This is a genomic window from Curtobacterium sp. BNK-1 (assembly GCF_048685235.1).
GTDB lineage: Bacteria > Pseudomonadota > Gammaproteobacteria > Enterobacterales > Enterobacteriaceae > Pantoea > Pantoea agglomerans.
Map to the genome: position 1 here is coordinate 290,919 of NZ_JBLQTJ010000004.1, position 16,492 is coordinate 307,410.

The 16,492-nt window shown below is 55.7% G+C and carries 17 protein-coding genes; 5 read left to right on the top strand and 12 right to left on the bottom strand.

Going from position 1 to position 16,492, the window contains the following annotated elements:
* Nucleotides 1–4: 4 nt before the first annotated feature.
* Both ACMGGP_RS21835 and ACMGGP_RS21840 read right to left on the bottom strand, forming a co-directional pair.
* The gene (locus ACMGGP_RS21835; protein ID WP_250497559.1) at nt 5–916 is read right to left on the bottom strand and encodes a polyprenyl synthetase family protein; all 912 of its coding nucleotides are present in this window, start codon (nt 914–916) and stop codon (nt 5–7) included.
* Nucleotides 917–1,131: 215 nt separating this feature from the next.
* Nucleotides 1,132–1,680 (bottom strand): YtfJ family protein, encoded by a 549-nt coding sequence (locus tag ACMGGP_RS21840; RefSeq protein ID WP_498798895.1) that lies wholly within the window; start codon nt 1,678–1,680, stop codon nt 1,132–1,134.
* Between the two features lie 154 nt (nt 1,681–1,834).
* On the opposite strand from ACMGGP_RS21840, the gene ACMGGP_RS21845 reads away from it, so the two are divergent.
* Nucleotides 1,835–2,062, top strand: coding sequence for a hypothetical protein (locus ACMGGP_RS21845; RefSeq protein WP_010247439.1), 228 nt, complete (start codon nt 1,835–1,837; stop codon nt 2,060–2,062).
* A 44-nt stretch (nt 2,063–2,106) separates the two neighbouring features.
* On the opposite strand, the gene ACMGGP_RS21850 is transcribed toward ACMGGP_RS21845, so the two are convergent.
* From ACMGGP_RS21850 to ACMGGP_RS21860, 3 genes are all read right to left on the bottom strand, one after another.
* Nucleotides 2,107–2,784 (bottom strand): pirin family protein, encoded by a 678-nt coding sequence (locus ACMGGP_RS21850; protein WP_498798896.1) that lies wholly within the window; start codon nt 2,782–2,784, stop codon nt 2,107–2,109.
* Between the two features lie 126 nt (nt 2,785–2,910).
* Nucleotides 2,911–4,641 carry a DUF2534 family protein gene (locus tag ACMGGP_RS21855; protein WP_498798897.1) on the bottom strand — a complete coding sequence of 577 codons (1,731 nt, stop codon included), beginning with the start codon at nt 4,639–4,641 and terminating at the stop codon, nt 2,911–2,913.
* Between the two features lie 45 nt (nt 4,642–4,686).
* Nucleotides 4,687–5,106, bottom strand: coding sequence for a DUF2946 domain-containing protein (locus ACMGGP_RS21860; RefSeq protein WP_010247431.1), 420 nt, complete (start codon nt 5,104–5,106; stop codon nt 4,687–4,689).
* Nucleotides 5,107–5,329: 223 nt separating this feature from the next.
* Between ACMGGP_RS21860 and ACMGGP_RS21865 the strand changes: the two genes are divergently transcribed.
* Both ACMGGP_RS21865 and ACMGGP_RS21870 read left to right on the top strand, forming a co-directional pair.
* On the top strand, nt 5,330–6,268 hold the full coding sequence (locus tag ACMGGP_RS21865; protein WP_498798898.1) for a D-2-hydroxyacid dehydrogenase: 939 nt from the start codon (nt 5,330–5,332) through the stop codon (nt 6,266–6,268).
* A gap of 214 nt (nt 6,269–6,482) precedes the next feature.
* Nucleotides 6,483–7,412, top strand: coding sequence for an Rpn family recombination-promoting nuclease/putative transposase (locus ACMGGP_RS21870; protein WP_010670735.1), 930 nt, complete (start codon nt 6,483–6,485; stop codon nt 7,410–7,412).
* 138 nt (nt 7,413–7,550) lie between these two features.
* Here ACMGGP_RS21870 and glsB read toward each other — a convergent pair whose 3' ends face one another.
* The 5 genes from glsB to fucO form a co-directional block, all read right to left on the bottom strand.
* A complete protein-coding gene (glsB, locus tag ACMGGP_RS21875; RefSeq protein WP_029519319.1) occupies nt 7,551–8,471 on the bottom strand; it encodes a glutaminase B in 921 nt (306 codons plus the stop codon).
* A gap of 88 nt (nt 8,472–8,559) precedes the next feature.
* Entirely contained in the window at nt 8,560–9,759 is a 1,200-nt protein-coding gene (locus tag ACMGGP_RS21880; RefSeq protein WP_033787258.1) for a CynX/NimT family MFS transporter, read from the bottom strand.
* 175 nt (nt 9,760–9,934) lie between these two features.
* The gene (locus ACMGGP_RS21885) at nt 9,935–10,105 is read right to left on the bottom strand and encodes a YdgH/BhsA/McbA family protein (RefSeq protein ID WP_010247418.1); all 171 of its coding nucleotides are present in this window, start codon (nt 10,103–10,105) and stop codon (nt 9,935–9,937) included.
* Nucleotides 10,106–10,209: 104 nt separating this feature from the next.
* The gene (locus tag ACMGGP_RS21890) at nt 10,210–10,383 is read right to left on the bottom strand and encodes a GhoT/OrtT family toxin (protein ID WP_010247416.1); all 174 of its coding nucleotides are present in this window, start codon (nt 10,381–10,383) and stop codon (nt 10,210–10,212) included.
* Between the two features lie 320 nt (nt 10,384–10,703).
* Nucleotides 10,704–11,852 (bottom strand): lactaldehyde reductase, encoded by a 1,149-nt coding sequence (gene fucO, locus ACMGGP_RS21895; RefSeq protein ID WP_010247415.1) that lies wholly within the window; start codon nt 11,850–11,852, stop codon nt 10,704–10,706.
* 258 nt (nt 11,853–12,110) lie between these two features.
* Here fucO and ACMGGP_RS21900 point away from each other — a divergent pair, with 258 nt between their 5' ends.
* Nucleotides 12,111–13,748 carry a dihydroxyacetone kinase subunit DhaK gene (locus ACMGGP_RS21900; protein ID WP_010247413.1) on the top strand — a complete coding sequence of 546 codons (1,638 nt, stop codon included), beginning with the start codon at nt 12,111–12,113 and terminating at the stop codon, nt 13,746–13,748.
* On the opposite strand, the gene ACMGGP_RS21905 is transcribed toward ACMGGP_RS21900, so the two are convergent.
* Complete coding sequence (locus ACMGGP_RS21905; protein ID WP_307595071.1) at nt 13,745–14,632, bottom strand: LysR family transcriptional regulator; 888 nt, start codon at nt 14,630–14,632, stop codon at nt 13,745–13,747. The two genes, ACMGGP_RS21900 and ACMGGP_RS21905, sit on opposite strands and share 4 nt — an antisense overlap.
* Nucleotides 14,633–14,889: 257 nt before the next feature.
* On the opposite strand from ACMGGP_RS21905, the gene ACMGGP_RS21910 reads away from it, so the two are divergent.
* Complete coding sequence (locus ACMGGP_RS21910; protein WP_010247409.1) at nt 14,890–15,438, top strand: YbhB/YbcL family Raf kinase inhibitor-like protein; 549 nt, start codon at nt 14,890–14,892, stop codon at nt 15,436–15,438.
* Nucleotides 15,439–15,490: 52 nt separating this feature from the next.
* On the opposite strand, the gene ACMGGP_RS21915 is transcribed toward ACMGGP_RS21910, so the two are convergent.
* Nucleotides 15,491–16,357 carry an alpha/beta fold hydrolase gene (locus ACMGGP_RS21915; RefSeq protein WP_010247407.1) on the bottom strand — a complete coding sequence of 289 codons (867 nt, stop codon included), beginning with the start codon at nt 16,355–16,357 and terminating at the stop codon, nt 15,491–15,493.
* Nucleotides 16,358–16,492 lie beyond the last annotated feature (135 nt).

Consider the following 16,492-nt stretch of genomic DNA (forward strand, 5'->3'; position numbering starts at 1 on the left):
ATCCTTAACTGACGGCAGCGAGTTTTTTCTCAAACCAGGCCTGAACAAAATGGTGTGTGGCATAACCGTCCTGGCAGGCCGATAACAGATGCTCGCTGGCGCAGCGCAGATGATCGCGCAGTCGCGTTTCAACCGCCTGTGGTCCCAGCAGATTCACCAGCGTTGATTTCCCCTCATCCTGATGGGCATCTTTACCGGTGTCGGCCATGCCGTCAGTGAGATCGTCTAATAACTGGAAAGCCTGACCAAGATTAAGCGAAAAACGATGCAGCTGTTCGCGGGCTTCACCTGAGGCTTCAGCCACAATAGAGGCCATCTGCATGGAGGCGCAGAACAGGGTGCTGGTTTTATAGTGATTGGTCATCAGAATGGCGTCAGCGCTGCGTGGCTTGTCACCTTCGGAGAGATCCTTAAACTGCCCCTGCACCAGCCCCTGCATGCCGACTGCGTGGGATAATTCTGCCACAGCGTCGGCTCTGGCGGTTGCCGTTAAGCCTTCTGCCGCAGCGACCACGCCGAATGCCTTACTCAGCAGGGCCACCGCGGCCAGAATCGCGACATGTTCACCATACTGGCAATGAATGGTCGGACGTCCGCGACGCAGTTGCGCATCATCCATGCAGGGCATGTCATCCAGAATCAGTGATGCGGCATGCACCATCTCTACCGCGCAGGCGAGATCAAGCAGGCCGGCAGGCGTGGCGTTGCAGCCCAGATCGCGCGCTGCCAGCAACAACAGCAGTGGACGGATACGCTTTCCTGGTGCCAGCGCACCGTCGCGCATGGCAGCGCCCACTAAGTCACGTTCGCTTTCAACCGGTAAAAGCTGATCAAGCCGTTGCTCAATGTCGTTCAACAGGCTGGCTGCATCGCTGTGTATGAAATTGACGTGTTGTTCTGCACAGACCGTCATCATGGCTGTCCTTATCTACAGAGGAAGTCACAGCAGGTCGAATGATTCGATGCCATCTTCAATAATCGTCCCCGACTGCCATAGCATAGTTGGCAGGTTTTCAAAGAACGGCGGGTTAATCCATTACAACTAAGAGTAGTTCACAATAATAAAAATGTCGGAGAATTCAGCAGCCTTCCGCGTTTTGCGGCGATAGCCGGATGGGCATTATGCGTGATTTAACCCAGTAATGCGCGTAGCTGTTTCATCACGCTGGCGACATCCTCCGCAGATAATGCGCCATCTTTAGCAAAGCGCACAATGCCTGCCGGATCAATCACCACCACGGACGCGCTTTCCGGCTTAAGATGCCAGCTGTGCGCGGTTACGCCACTGCTGTCGATAATGAATTGCTGCCACGGTGCCGCTTTTTTACTGGAAGCGATGCTGCGCACCACAAAAATGGCACTGCCAGGCAGCGCATCGTCAGTATTCACGATGGTAGTGGTCTGAAAACGGTCACGCGGCAGGCTGGCCTGCTGAATGGCTTCGATTAATCGTGCACTCTGATCCTTCGCTGAGAGACGACCCGCCACATGAATCACCAGACGCACTTTTCCGGTCAGAGTCTGACTGTTCCAGCGCTGATAATTTATGTCGCCCTGATTCAGCACCATTTCGCCTTTATCGGCAACGAAGACAGGTGGTACAGGCTGACCAGGGATCAGGGTGTGAGCGGTGGCAAAGCCGGAAAACAGCAGGGCAATCATCAATCCATAATGGCGCACGGGTTCCTCACTTCTTTCTCGGTTTGCGTCAGACGCGGTGAACGCTCTCATTAGCAGGCAGAAGATTAGTACCACATCTATGTTTCAGATCAATAAAAGCATTCAGGATTTGGCCTGAAAATGCAGGGGAGATTGTGTTTACAGGAGGTGGGAAATGAGTACAGCATTGATGACATTACCTGAATTTGCCCGTTATATCGGCATTGCCACCCCAACGCTGGCGCGTGCCTTTTGCTGCCGGGGATCGCTGGCGGGTGTGCCGCTGCCGCAGGCGCTGGATGATGCTCCGCTGACGCAACGCCACTGGCTGCGCGATGATGTACGTCAGTTCGATCATGCCTATAAACGGGTTCAGGCGATGCAGCAACGTAGCACGCTTTAATCTGCTTAAAGCAAGAGATGAGCGCGGGAAGTTCCCGCGCTTTTTTATGCAAAATTATCGGGCTTTATCAGGAAGCAGACCAGATTGGCATCCCGATCGCCCACGATCTCAATGCTGGAATCCAGCCCGCTGACGGCATCACCGCGACCCAGTCGCAGATCGCCGACGCGAATAATCCCTTCAAGCACGGTGAGATAAGCGACAAAGCCCGGCATCGACGGCACGTCCAGCGTATGGTTGCGCTCAAGCAGTGTGTCGAAGATGTAGACTTCCTGGCGAAGTTCCAGCGGCGCATCAGACTCTTCCGGCCCGGCCAGTTCGGTCCAGCCATTGGTCATAATGCCCTGATCGCGCTCCAGCACCTGGGTCATCGCTTCACCGCCCTGCTGTGCAGGCCGGATAACCGCCTGCAACAGCTCCGCTTCATACAACGGCACCGACTCTTCATATTGAACGCCATCACCCGCGTTCACCACCATCACGCGTTTTGCAGAGAGCTGGGTACGTTCGCCATTACTGTCCTGATGCTGCATCGAACCACGCCACAGGTAGGTGAAAACTTCTTCATCCTGATGCTGCTGCATCGGAATCCGGGCATCGAGTTTTAGCGACATCAGATCAACACTGACCAGCGGGCTTAACGCCTCGCCAGGACGCTGGCGCCGGACGGTAAAAGGACCGTACTCAAACAGTTGTTCAGGATTAGCTCGCACAATGTTCATGATTTGCTCTCAAATAAAGTGACTCATAACAACGATCATAGACCTCAGGCGGAGAATGAGAAGCCGGGAGTTTTGCCCGGCTTCGTCAGTTATTTTGAATAATAGAGTTTAGGGTGTCTTGCCAGCTTACTTGCCCTGTTCGTCGCTCTCACCGAGGAAGAAATACCAGAGTGGAATCGACAACAGCCCGGTAAAGACGGTGGAGTAGAGCAGGATCATCATCGCCTGGGTGATATACATGGTCAGCGACCAGTGACTGAAGGGGATCTGATACTGATCAATCACTCCGCCAATCATCGCATTCGCCATCACCGTAATGACAATCAGCGCCAGCACCGTCACGCTGCGCAGAAAATAGCGCATCTCTTTGCGCTTCCCGGCAAAACGCGACTGGACGATGGCCAGCGGCGACTGTTTGTCCGGAGCGACATCCACGCGGACGACCGCGGCGCGCTGTGCGCTGCGCCAGCGCTGAATATCCAGCAGCACCAGCACCAGCAGGCTGATACCCATAACGGGCAGGGCATATCCCAGCGCCAGCATCACTATCAGGCTGGTGCCCTGCGCATAGCGCGGCAGCGCTAGCCAGGCGGATAACAGCGTCTGCGAGGGGTTGAGCTGCGGAACAGCCGGGCGACGAATCCACCACATGCGGTAGCCCAGCACAATCATTGTGCAGAGTCCAAAGCCAGACAGCGCCAGAATCAGCTGATTAGGCAGGCCAAACAGCATGCCCATATGCGCATCCACGCCCCAGCGGGTCAGTTTCGCCACCAGCGGGAAGCTGGCGAACTCAACGCGGTCAACCACGCTAAAATCAGTCGGGTTAATTGAAACCGCATCGACCTGGCTTGGCCAGCTGCGGTCAATCTCCGAAACCGTCCACGCCTGTTCAGCGTTCTTAGGCTGGCGTAGTTCCAGTTTCGCTGCGTGCAGTCCGGCCTGACGCGCCGCTGCCAGCGCCTGATCCCAGCTGGCATTCGGCTGATTGAGAATCACAGGCGCAGCGGTTTTCGCTGGCATGGTCATTCCGGACATCGTCATCCCTTCCATTGCGCCGCGATGGTCAGCATGGGGATCGGCGGCTTCAGCGGGCGCGTTACCGTTTAGCGCGGTATTAACCTGCGGCGTTTTCCAGCCAAAGTCGCTGCGCATCTTTTCAATATTATTGCCCGCCCACTGTGACCAGGTCAGCCCGGTTACTGAAAAGAACACCAGTCCGATTGCCAGCAGCAGCCCCAGCGTGACATGCCAGTGACGGGTTGCCGCGAAGCCGCTCCGTGCTTTACTGCGGATGCGCGGCGGCCGGGTGCCGGACCATAAGACAATCCCACCCAGCGCAGCGACCCACAGCCAGGAGGCTGCCAGTTCACTGTAGTTTCGGCCAAAATCACCCAGCAACAGGCCGCGATGCAGCTGATCCAGCCACATGCGCAGCGGCAGCACACCGCTGGTGCCATACACCGTCATATCGCCTTTCACCTGCAGGGTGTAGGGGTCAATAAACAGCGATCGTGATTCCGATGGGCCAAGCTGTGGCTCGGCAAACTGCACGCGGGTTGTATCCTGCGGGCCGGGTGCCGGACGCACAGCGTAAATGCGTGCTGATTCACCGGCACGGGCTCGCGCAGCGGCAATCTGGGCGGACAACGGTTGGGCCTCACCCTGGGCATCGGTGGTCAGGGCATCATGGTAGATAGCCTGTTCCAGTTGCGGCGTCAGAACGTAGAGCGTGCCGGTGAGTGCCGCGACAAAAATAAACGGCGCAATAAAAAGGCCGATATAAAAATGCAGGCGGCGAAAGAGATTAAACACCGTGCCGCGCGGTGCAGGGGACATTTCCTGAGAAGAGGACATAGCATTCCACACTTTTCAAAAGACAAAGACGATCAGGTGACGTTGTCACGCAATCGGATTAGTAAGCAGTGAGTGTGACGCGATAAAGGGTGGCGCGCGCGGTCGATGAAGACGCAGCAGCCGTTGCCATTGGGGTGGATTGATAGCCGCTGGCGGCGGGGCGCGGCTGATCAGGCACATCCACCAGATAAACGGGATAAAAACCCAGAGCATCAGCGGAACATGCACCAGCAGATCGCAGTAGCCACAGGCAAAGCCCGGGCCCATCATCATCCCGTGATCCGCCATCGACATCTCGCTGTGATGATCCATCATCGGCATCTCTGCGCTCATGATCGAAGCGCCTTGCATCCTGGCATGATGTTCAGCGAGATTCTTTGAGATCATCGGTGCAACAAACAACAGCAGCACGGCCAGTATCGCAATACCGGCGGTGAGTCGTTGTCTGAGTGAAGATCCCGGCATGATTTCAACGGTCGTATGAGGTCAGAATTCAGGGCGGCAGTGTAACGCGAAGGGAATAAAAGAGTTAAATAAAGTGGCATTTGTTCCGAAAAATTTCGCACTCTTTGAACATTTTCACTTTAATTTCAGCATCATTTAACTTAGTTGTTACTCGCGGTGCACATACAAATAACATTAATCATTCGCCTGCGGTTTAACCAAACCTGATGAAGGAATAAAAAAAATGAAAATTGTAATGCTGGATGGTGACACGCTGCCTGTACCCCTGCCGACCGGTCAACTGCAGGCTGACTGGGAGATTCGCGCGCAGACTCCGGCTGAAGACATTGTGTCTTCGCTGGCGGGCGCAACGGTCGCTATCACCAATAAAGTGCCGTTGCGGGCTGACACACTGCAACAACTGCCTGAACTGCGTTTTATCTGTGTCGCAGCGACGGGCTATGACTGTATCGATCTTGATGCCTGCCGCGCACGCGGCATCGTGGTCAGTAATGTTCCAGGCTATTCAACTCAGAGCGTTTCAGAGGCGGTGATAGCCGCGATTTTTGCCCTGCGCCGTCAGCTGATGGCGTATGCCAGCAATACCCGCATCGACTGGCCCCAGGCTAAGCACTTCTGTGTGCATCATCAGCCGATAGGGGATATTGGCGGTGCCACGCTGGGCATCGCGGGTAAAGGCGACATCGGCCAGGCGGTCGGCAGGCTGGCCCAGGCGCTGGGAATGCAGGTGCAGTACGCCGAGCGAAAAGGCAGTGAAAGGGTGCGTGACGGTTATATCAGCTTTGAGCAGATGCTGGCGACCAGCGACATCATTTCGCTGCACTGCCCGCTGAGTGACAGCACCCGCCAGATGATTGATCGCGAGGCGCTGGATAAAATGAAGCCACAGGCGCTGCTGATAAACACGGCTCGTGGCGGACTGATTAACGAAGCCGATCTTGCTGCCGCGTTAAAGCAGGGGCAGATTGGTGGTGCGGCGCTGGATGTGCTGAGCAGCGAGCCGCCCGCTCCGGATAATCCGCTGCTGGCGGATCTGCCAACGCTGCTGCTGACACCGCACATCGCCTGGGCAAGTCGCAGCGGCGTAGAGAATCTGGTGGCTGGCGTGATGACCAATATCGCGGCCTTTATTCAGGGCGAGCCAATTAATGTGGTGAGCTGAGTCAGATGGAATAGTTTTTAATGCCCGACAGGGGTTGATATTCAGAGCAACCTCGTAGATTTCAGGAAAAGCGTTTTACGCTGTTTAGTCATCAGGGTATTAATTTCATTATTTCCATCAGGACTTTAAACGTTCGTGCGCTACAGGAATTAGCGTCTTTTACTGGCTGAATCAGCCGTTGTAAGCGCTTCAGGAACAGAAAGGATTCTGGCCGGTGAAAAAGAAGAACAGCACGCCTGTGCCTCATGATGCCACATTCCGGCAATTTCTGACTCAGCCGGATATTGCCCGGGATTTCATGGAGCTGCATTTGCCGCCAGAGCTGCGCATATGCTGTGATCTCAGCACGCTGAAACTGGAGTCGGGGTCATTTGTCGAGGATGACCTCCGGCAGTACTTCAGCGACGTGCTTTACAGTCTTAAAACAACCGCTGGCGATGGATATATCCATGTACTCATTGAGCATCAGTCTGTGCCAGACAAACATATGGCATTTCGGCTGATGCGCTATGCAGTGGCTGCCATGCAGCGCCATCTTGAAGCAGGGCATAAGCGGTTGCCGCTGGTAATTCCCGTACTGTTTTACACTGGCAGACGCACTCCCTATCCCTATTCGACCCGGTGGCTGGATGAGTTCGACGCCCCGGCGCTGGCGGACAGGCTTTACAGCCGCAGTTTTCCGCTGGTCGATGTCACGGTGATTCCTGACGATGAGATCATGCAACATCGCAGCATGGCGGCTCTGACCCTGTTGCAGAAGCATATCCGGCAGCGTGATCTGGCTGAAATGATGGACAGGCTGGTAACCATTTTGCAGGCTGGTTATCACTCTTCATCACAGGTGATAACGCTGGTACACTACATTGTACAGGCGGGTGAAACATCGGACGCCAAAGCCTTTGTACGGGAGCTGGCACAGCGTGTGCCCCAACACGAGAACGCACTTATGACTATCGCACAACAGCTTGAGCAGATAGGGCTTGAGAAAGGCATTGAACAGGGTATTGAACAGGGACGGACAGAAGGTAGTCGTGGAGCAAGCCTCAGAATTGCCCACACCATGCTGAAGAGTGGCATGGATCGCAATACCGTTATGCGGATGACTGGTCTGAATGAAGACGATCTGGCGCAGATTTCGCACTAATTAGTTTTTTGAGTTCTGATTATCGCTGACGACTCAAATCGCCAGCGGACTACACGGAAAATGCAAAATCAGCTTCCCGAAATCATGGGAATCCCGCCGCATTTCACCACAGCGAGCCTGTGACTTGCGCGCTCAGACTCAGAATATCGATCGCCCCAGCTTCTCGGTCAGCAATTCCAGCACAGCGGTACCGGCCAGAGAATTGCCCGCGCTATCCAGCCCAGGCGACCAGACGGCAATGCTCATCTCACCTGGGATGATGGCAATAATCCCGCCACCCACGCCCGATTTTGCGGGCATCCCGACTCTCCACGCGAATTCGCCAGCGCCGTCGTACATCCCGCTGGTGATCATCAGTGCGTTAATTTGCCGCGCCTGACGTGGAGTAATCATCTGGCTGCCATCCAGCGTTTTGCCCTGATTCGCCAGATAGATAAACGTGCGGGCCAGCTCAACGCAGTTCATCGACAGGGAACAGTAGTGGAAATAGGTCTGCATCACGCTGGTGACATCGTTGTCGAAATTTCCAAACGACTTCATCAGCCAGGCGATCGCTGCATTGCGGGCCGAATGTTCGAACTCAGAGCGGGCAACGTGGCGATCGTAATTGATATCGGACTGCTGACTCAGCTGGCGCACAATTTCCAGCATTCGCTGACGCGGGGCGGTCAGTCGGGTTTCCAGCAGATCGCAAATCACCAGCGCACCGGCATTAATAAACGGATTACGCGGCTTGCCCTGTTCCAGCTCCAGCTGAACCAATGAATTAAATGGCTGGCCAGAAGGCTCTTTGCCGACCCGCTGCCAGATTTCGCTGTCCTCATAGCGGGTCAGTGCTACGGTCAGAGAAAGCGCCTTGGAGATCGACTGAATCGAAAAGCGCGTTTCAGCATCGCCCGCCTGAAAGAGGGTGCCATCACGCAGGCAAACCGCTATTGCCAGATGATCGGCAGCCACATCCGCCAGCGCAGGGATATAGTCAGCCACCTTTCCCTGATGGATCAGCGGACGCACCTGATCCAGGATCTCCTGCAGCAGAGCATTATTCAGTTCAGACACGCACATTCTCCCGTCGATTCCCGCCGACCCGTGATGCTAAGCATCCGCGATCGGCGAGTCATTTATTGTTAACGGCTCCGCCGCATTTTCAGCTAATGGGTTTTGACTGCGCTGCCAGCGGAGCCAGCAGCATCTGTAACAGGCTCAGCATTGCCAGCACGCTGAAGGGCAGCGTCCAGTTACCGCTCTGCTCATGGAGCACGCCAAAGAACAAAGGGCCAAGTGCCGCCAGCGCATACCCGACACACTGTGCCATGCCCGACAGCTGTGACGCCTGACGGTGATGAGTGGCTCGCAGATTAAACAGTGAGAGGCAGAGCACCAGTGATGCGCCTGCGCCCAGTCCGGCCAGTGTCAGCCAGATGACGGCCCACTGCGGATTGAACAATAGGCCCAGCATGCCGAGGAAAATGCCTGATGAAGCAATGAACGCGGTAAGCCGGGCATCTTTTACGCGCTTCAGCGCCACCATGCAGCCCAGGTTAGCGACGATCGCAATTGCCTGATACCAGAACAGCAGCCAGCCTGCGTGGGCCTGACTGAAGCCGTTATCCTGGGCAAACAGCGTAAACCAGTCAATCAGGGTATAAAACGCCAGCGATTGCAGCGCCATAAACAGTGCGATTTGCCAGCCGCCGGGCGTTCGCCACGGATGGCGATATGCAACGGGCGCGTCGGCGGACGCTGCGGTTGACCGCCGTTGACGTAACAGCGGCAGCCAGACGAGTAGCGCAATCAGCCCCGGTAGCGCCCAGACAACCAGCGAGAGTCGCCAGCCTGCCGCTGAAAGCTGGCTCAGCGGAACGGCAATGCCAGATGCCAGGCTGGCAGTAATCGACATGGTGGCGGCATAAAGGCCAATATATTTAGCAGTGTGGGCGGTGAAATCGCGTTTAATCAGTGGCGGCAGCAGCACGTTGGCGGCGGCAATACCTGCGCTGAGCAACAGCGTTCCGCTCCACAACGCCGCTTCAGCAGGCAGCCAGCGCAACAGCGAACCGGCAGTGATCAGGCATAGCGCGCCCCATAAACTGCGCTCAAGCCCGACGCGATTTCCCAGCCAGGCGGCCAGTGGGGCGAGCAGGGCAAACAGCATCAGTGGAATAAAGTTAAACAGACCCGCTTCACCGACACTCAGGCCAAAGGTCTGGCGGATATCCTGTAGTACCGGGCCGATGACAGTAATGGGCGCACGAAGATTAGCCGCGGTCAGCAGCAGGACGAACAAAAAAAATGTGGCGCTGGAATACGCAGCGAGAGGTTTAGCTGGGTGTTGTACAGGCATCATGGCAGGGATCATCACATGCAGCAGTGCTGCGGGGGCGTTGGTTGACGTTAACGCTTACGCATCAGAATTGATGTCTGGGCGCTACTTTACTGACCGGTTAGCAGCGTGTAAAGCCTTGTTATGCGATGAAATAGCGTAATTGAGATCTCACAGCAGCGATCGCCTTGTGACAGGATCAATGGAATTCAGGTTCAGGGAAATGACCGCAGTCGTTCTGGCTGGGATTGGAGCCTGGCTGGCAGGTCTGTTGGCGGGTTTCGGCCGCCGGAACCGGTTTTTCAGCATGCCATGGGGCACTACAGGCACTGAGAAGAGAAACCAGAATCATCACACTGATAACGCGCATATCCGCTCCTTATTAACCGTCATGAACAAGGCCACGTCGGTGATCGGCGGTTTGCAGGTCAGGGACGTCTTACCTGAGTGTGGTATCTAAGGGGATAATGTCAATTAAAACAGAGCAAACATCAGCGCGACAGGAAAACTCATCGGCCAGGTGGCCCCCACCAGAAAGGCGCTCAGCAGTTTGATGCTCAGCTTATCTTTGGCGATGAAGAACGTGATCAGCGTAGCGATCAATGCAACAACGGCATAGAAAATTAGCATACCCTGGTACAGTGTCATTGATATCTCCGCAGCGTCATTAAGGTTTTCGCTGCGCATGATGCGGATTTTTGTGATCCAGATCAAGTGAATCAGGGTTTAGCATCTAAAGAAATCATGGGTAAGGGCAGTTGGTTCGCTCGCTGAACTTCATCGTAACAGCGGGCGATTTCAGGCTGAAACCAGGCAGGATAAACGCGGCTAAAACCTTGGCTGATGCCGTAAGTCAGACTGAACAACCTCTGGCGAAGGCTCCCGGATTAAGCGTTGCCATGACGTAAAAAAGCCCGCCAGCGAGGACGGGCCTGTTATCGGCAGTGCATCACTACAGGATATGCGCTTTAACTCTGGCGGTATAACGCCATCACGTCCTCCAGGTCCGGCGTACGTGGGTTGCCGCCGGTGCAGACATCATCCAGCGCGGCCTGTGCCAGTGCAGGGATATCCGCCTCTTTTAAGCCCACTTCACGCAGCGAGCGGGGAATACCCACATCGCGACAGAGCTGACGCACCGCGGCGACCGCCGCTTCCCGTGCCTGATCCAGCGACAATGACTCAACCTGTTTCACACCCATTGCACGGGCAATGTCGCGATATTTTTCGCCAGTGCCTGAGGCATTCCACGCCATCACCTGCGGCAGCAAAATGGCATTGGCTACGCCGTGCGGGACATTGTAAAAAGCGCCCAGCGGGTGTGCCATGCCATGCACCAGACCAAGGCCGACATTAGAGAAACCCATACCGGCCACATATTGTCCCAGCGCCATCTGCTCAACTGCCTCAATATTTCCTGCCACCGATTCACGCAGTGACTGGCTGATAATCTCAATGGCTTTGAGGTGTAGCATATCGGTCAGGGTCCAGGCTCCGCGTGTGATATAGCCTTCAATGGCATGGGTTAGGGCATCAATACCGGTCGCAGCCTTCAGCGACGCTGGCATGCTCGCCATCATCTCCGCATCAATGATCGCCACTTTCGGAATGTCATGGGGATCGACACAGACAAACTTACGGCGATTCTCTTCATCGGTAATGACGTAATTAATCGTCACTTCTGCGGCGGTGCCTGCCGTGGTCGGGATGGCGATGATCGGCACGCACGGATGACGGGTGGGGCTGACGCCTTCCAGGCTGCGGACATCTTCAAACTCAGGGTTATTAATAATAATGCCGATCGCCTTGCTGGTATCCTGTGGTGAGCCCCCGCCAATGGCGATCAGGTAGTCGGCACCTGACTCTCTGAACACCGCAACACCCTGCTGCACAACCCGAATGGTAGGATTCGGCACCACCTCATCATACACCGCCCAGTCAAGCTGATGTTGCGCCAGCAGATCGGTCACCCGCTTCAGCGCACCCGCCGCGACCAGCGCTTTGTCAGTGACGATCAGTGCTTTTCGCATCCCGCGACGTTGTACCTCTTCCGGCAAATGGCGCAAAGCACCAGCACCAAACCAGGCGGTTTCATTGAGAATCATACGTTGGGTCATTAAAACATCCTCTGTTAACAAATGAATTTTTACCATCCGTGATCCCCGGTTCATGTTCTGCGCAGAACCTCTCACTTTCAGGTAAAGACATTTGATAAAAATCAATCAATTAGTAAAAATCACTGCGTCTGTGTCAGCTGGTTTCCGTGCGGTATGTCTGAAATCAGGCTACAGATCTGTTGATGGATTTCTCACTGTCGTCAGTGGTATGTAACACTGGGTCATCAGCAAACCCGCATGCCTATGAGGAAAGAAGACATGACCCGATTCGTAATGAATAAAAAGGATGATCTCGTCGACAGCGCGTTAGATGGCATGATTTACGCCAGCCCGTGGCGCAATCTGGTCCGGTTGCAGGTCGATCCGCGCATTCGCATCGTGATGCGTAATGACTGGCAAAAACAGCAGGTCGCGCTCATTTCCGGTGGTGGTTCAGGCCATGAGCCGGCCCATGTCGGCTTTATCGGCAAAGGGATGCTGACGGCTGCCGTCTGTGGCGATGTTTTTGCTTCCCCCAGCGTTGACGCGGTTTACAACGCCATCATCAATATTACCGGTGAGGCGGGATGTCTGCTGATTGTGAAAAACTACACCGGGGATCGCCTCAACTTCGGTCTGGCGGCAGAAAAAGCGCGCAAAGCGGGATTCAGCGTCAATATGGTGATTGTCGGTGATGATGTTGCGTTGCCCGATAACCCTCAGCCACGCGGCGTCGCGGGCACGTTGCTGGTGCATAAAGTGGCGGGCTTCGTCGCAGAGCGGGGTGATGACCTGACGGCGGTGACCGAGGCAGCAGAGGCAGCCAGTCGTGCTATCGCCACCATGGGCGTTGCGCTCTCAAGCTGCCATCTGCCGGATGAACAGACCGGCCAGCGGGTGCCAGACGGCAGCGTTGAAATGGGGCTGGGGATTCACGGCGAACCGGGTGTTGACGTCATGCAGACGCAAAACAGTCAGCAGATTGTGCAGCACCTGCTGGAGAAAGTGATGCCGGACAACGATCAGCCACGCGCGCTGTTAATCAATAATCTTGGCGGCATGTCCGCGCTGGAGATGAGTCTGGTCACGCGTGACCTGATTGAGTCGCCGCTCAGCCGGGGCAGTGATTATCTGATTGGCCCGGCTCCGCTGATGACCGCGCTGGACATGAAGGGCTTTTCCGTCACCTCCATGACGCTGACGCCGTTGTTCGAGGAGGCGATTTGCGCGCCGGTTGAGGTCACCGGCTGGGTTCAGGCGGTTAAAGTCGCGCCGCTGCAGCCGGTTAACGCGACAAAAGAGGCAACAGCGCATCCGGCGCAACCCTCAGATAACCCGACCGTCGCTGCGTTTGTTAACAGCATCTGTGAAACCCTGATCGCCAGCGAAAGCGAGCTGAACAAACTGGATGCGCAGGTCGGTGATGGCGATACCGGTTCGACCTTTGCTGCTGGCGCACGCCAGATCCAGCGCGAATGTGCAGATAATCAGCTGCCGTTAAATGCCTTGCCCGATCTGCTCGCGGTGACGGGTGAGCGACTGGCTACGGTGATGGGCGGCTCCAGCGGCGTACTGATGGCGATCTTTTTCACTGCTGCTGCGCAGCAGCTGGCCGAAGGCGATGCGCTGCCCGCGGCCCTGCAACAGGGTCTGGAGAAGATGAAGCAGTATGGCGGGGCACAACCAGGAGATCGCACGCTGATTGATGCGCTGCAACCGGCAATCGAGGCGTTGGTGGCGGGTAAATCGCTGGCAGAGGCGGCTGATGCGGCACAGCAGGGCAGTGATGCAACCGCCAGCATGGGGAAAGCAAAAGCGGGCCGATCATCTTATCTTAACAGTGCTAACCTCAACGGCGTGTCTGATCCGGGTGCCGTCGCTGTCGCCAGGGTCTTTGCGGCATTAAAAAAACTTTAGTGCTGTCTCGACGCTAAACGCGTTTGGAGAAAGGCCAGTAACTGGCGGTTTACTTCGCTGCGCTGACGGTGCTGCGGGTAAACCGCATTCAGGGAGAGCGGGGGCGGCAGATAGTCGTCCAGCACGGTCACCAGCTCACCGCGTTGCAGGGCTGTCTCAACGATAAAGGCGGGTAACAATACCAGTCCTAAGCCTGCCAGTGCGGCATCACGCAGAACCTCGCCATTGTTACTCACCATCGGGCCCTGAACCGCCAGCCACTTCGGTTTACCATTGACCTGCAGTTCCCAGCCATTCTGACCTTCACGTCCGTAGCGCAGACAGGCATGTTGCAGCAAGGCTTCTGGCTGCTGCGGCACGCCTGCCCGTTCCAGATAGCGGGGGCTGCAGCAGATAACCCGCTTCAGCTCGCCGAGCGGACGGGCAATCAGTGTGGAATCAGCCAGCGTACCGATGCGAATCGCCATATCAACGCCTTCGCCAATCACATCGGCATAGCGGTCAGCCAGCTCAATATGAAACTGCAATGACGGATGGTGGCTCAGAAATTCGGCAATCAGGGGGGAGAGGTGGCTCATGCCAAAGGACATCGGCAGATTGATTCGGAAGGTGCCGCGCAGCGCCTGCTGCTGCTCTGACACCGCCAGTTGCGCTTCCTGAATCTCATCCAGAATGCGCTGAGCATGTTGCGCGAACAGTAAACCTGCATCCGTTACAGACAGCTTACGGGTGTTACGGATCAGCAGTCGTACCCCTAATGATGCCTCCAGCGCAGCCATGCGGCGGCTGACATACTGTTTCGATAGCATCAGATGCTCAGCTGCTGCAGTAAAGTTGCCAGCATGCATTACGGCAACGTAAATCCGGAGATCTTCAATCTGCATAGTGTCCACTTATCGGTGACAGTGACGATGATTCAGGCGAAACTTCAGCCAGACGCGTTAACTTATATCGGGTAATGCGTCACAGGGCAACGCGCCAGCTCTCTCAGCCAGCGCGACGGAGATCATAGATTTGCCGTTTCCTTACCCCTGAACAGGCGGTCAGTCGGGTCAATCGCGTTAAAGCCGTTATAGTAATCAGGCTGTGACGCAATCCATACGGAACATAATCTCTTGAGTAATCTGATAAGGAGTGGCTGGTGAAAAAATTACTCTGCGCGACGGTGCTGGCCGTTTTGCCAATGACCACGCTGGCGGCGTCGGTATTTACGCTGCAATCACAGGACTTCAGCGATAATGCGCTACTGGATAAAAAGTTTGCCGGTGCCAATAAAAGTAATCCTTCCTGTACCGGTGAGAATATCTCTCCCGAATTGAACTGGTCTGCGATTCCGGCGGGCACCCGCAGTCTGGCTCTTCTGATGACCGATCCGGTCGGGGCCAAAGGGCTCGGCGTTACCCACATGGTGGCCTATAACATTCCCGCCAGCCGCTCGTCATTTGCGCAGGGTGCTCTGACAAAGGGCAAGGACTACACCGGCGGAAAAAATACCCCAGGGACGCTGCACTATTATGGCCCTTGCCCGCCTGCAGGCAGTGGGCTGCATCACTATAACTTTGTGCTGATCGCCACCGATTTGCCGGTGGGTCAGTTGAAAGCGGGGTTAACCCAGGCAGAGCTGGTTGCACAGCTGAAAGGCCATGCGCTGGGCGCGGCCAGCACCGTTGGCCGCTTTAGCAATGAGTGACCTGCACGCTTGCAGAGGCAGCGCTGAATAGCCTGCCTCTGCGCGCAGCGGGTCAGTCGCCACTGAACATCTCGCGGATGCGCGACGCAATGTGATGCGTGTGCGTCTCCAGCGCGAAGTGGCCGCTATCCAGCATCTCGACCACCGCCTGTGGATTATCCCGCTGCCAGGCCACTGCGCCCGGTGGAATAAAGAACGGATCGTGCTTGCCCCAGATCACCAGCGTTGGCACCTGCTGCTGGCGAAAGAACGCCTGAAATTCCGGATAACGTTTCAGATTACTGGCGTAATTGAGAAACAGGGCCTGCTGAATATCTTTGTTACCGGGGCGCTCCATCAGCAGAGTATCCAGGGTATAGGTTTCCGGGGCGATCTGCTGCGGATCGCTCACCCCATGCAGATACTGCCACTTCACCCCTTCCAGCGTCAGGATGGCGTCACGGATCACCTGACCATTTGCTTCGCTGGGATCGTCCCAGTAGGCGCGGACCGGCGCCCAGGCCTCTCCTAATCCCTCAAGATAAGCGTTACCGTTTTGTGATATCAGTCCGCTGACGCGATCGGGGTAAGCCAGTGCCAGTCGCAGACCGGCAGGTGCGCCATAGTCGAAAACATACATCGCATAACGTTCCAGCCCCAGTGCATCGACAAAGGCGGTCAGCGTCTGGCCAAGCGCGTCGAAGGTCCAGGAATAGTTGCGCTCAGCAGGCACTTCAGTGAAGCCAAAGCCCGGCATATCGGGTGCGATGAGATGAAATTTATCGGCCAGAAGCGGGATCAGATTGCGGAACTGATGTGAAGAGGTGGGAAAGCCATGCAACAGCAGCAGTACCGGCAGGGAAGGATCGCCCGCTTCGCGATAGAAAATATTGACGCCATCGGCCTGCTGGTAACGATACGAAATGGATTGATCACGCATGCTGAACTCCTGTAACTGGTTAAATGATGTTTATGGGGTTACTAAGAGTCATTATGCAGCCAGAATGTAACCTGTCAAATCAATTTATGATGGTTACAAAAGGTGCAGCGTAACTATTCAAATAGTACTTTGTCG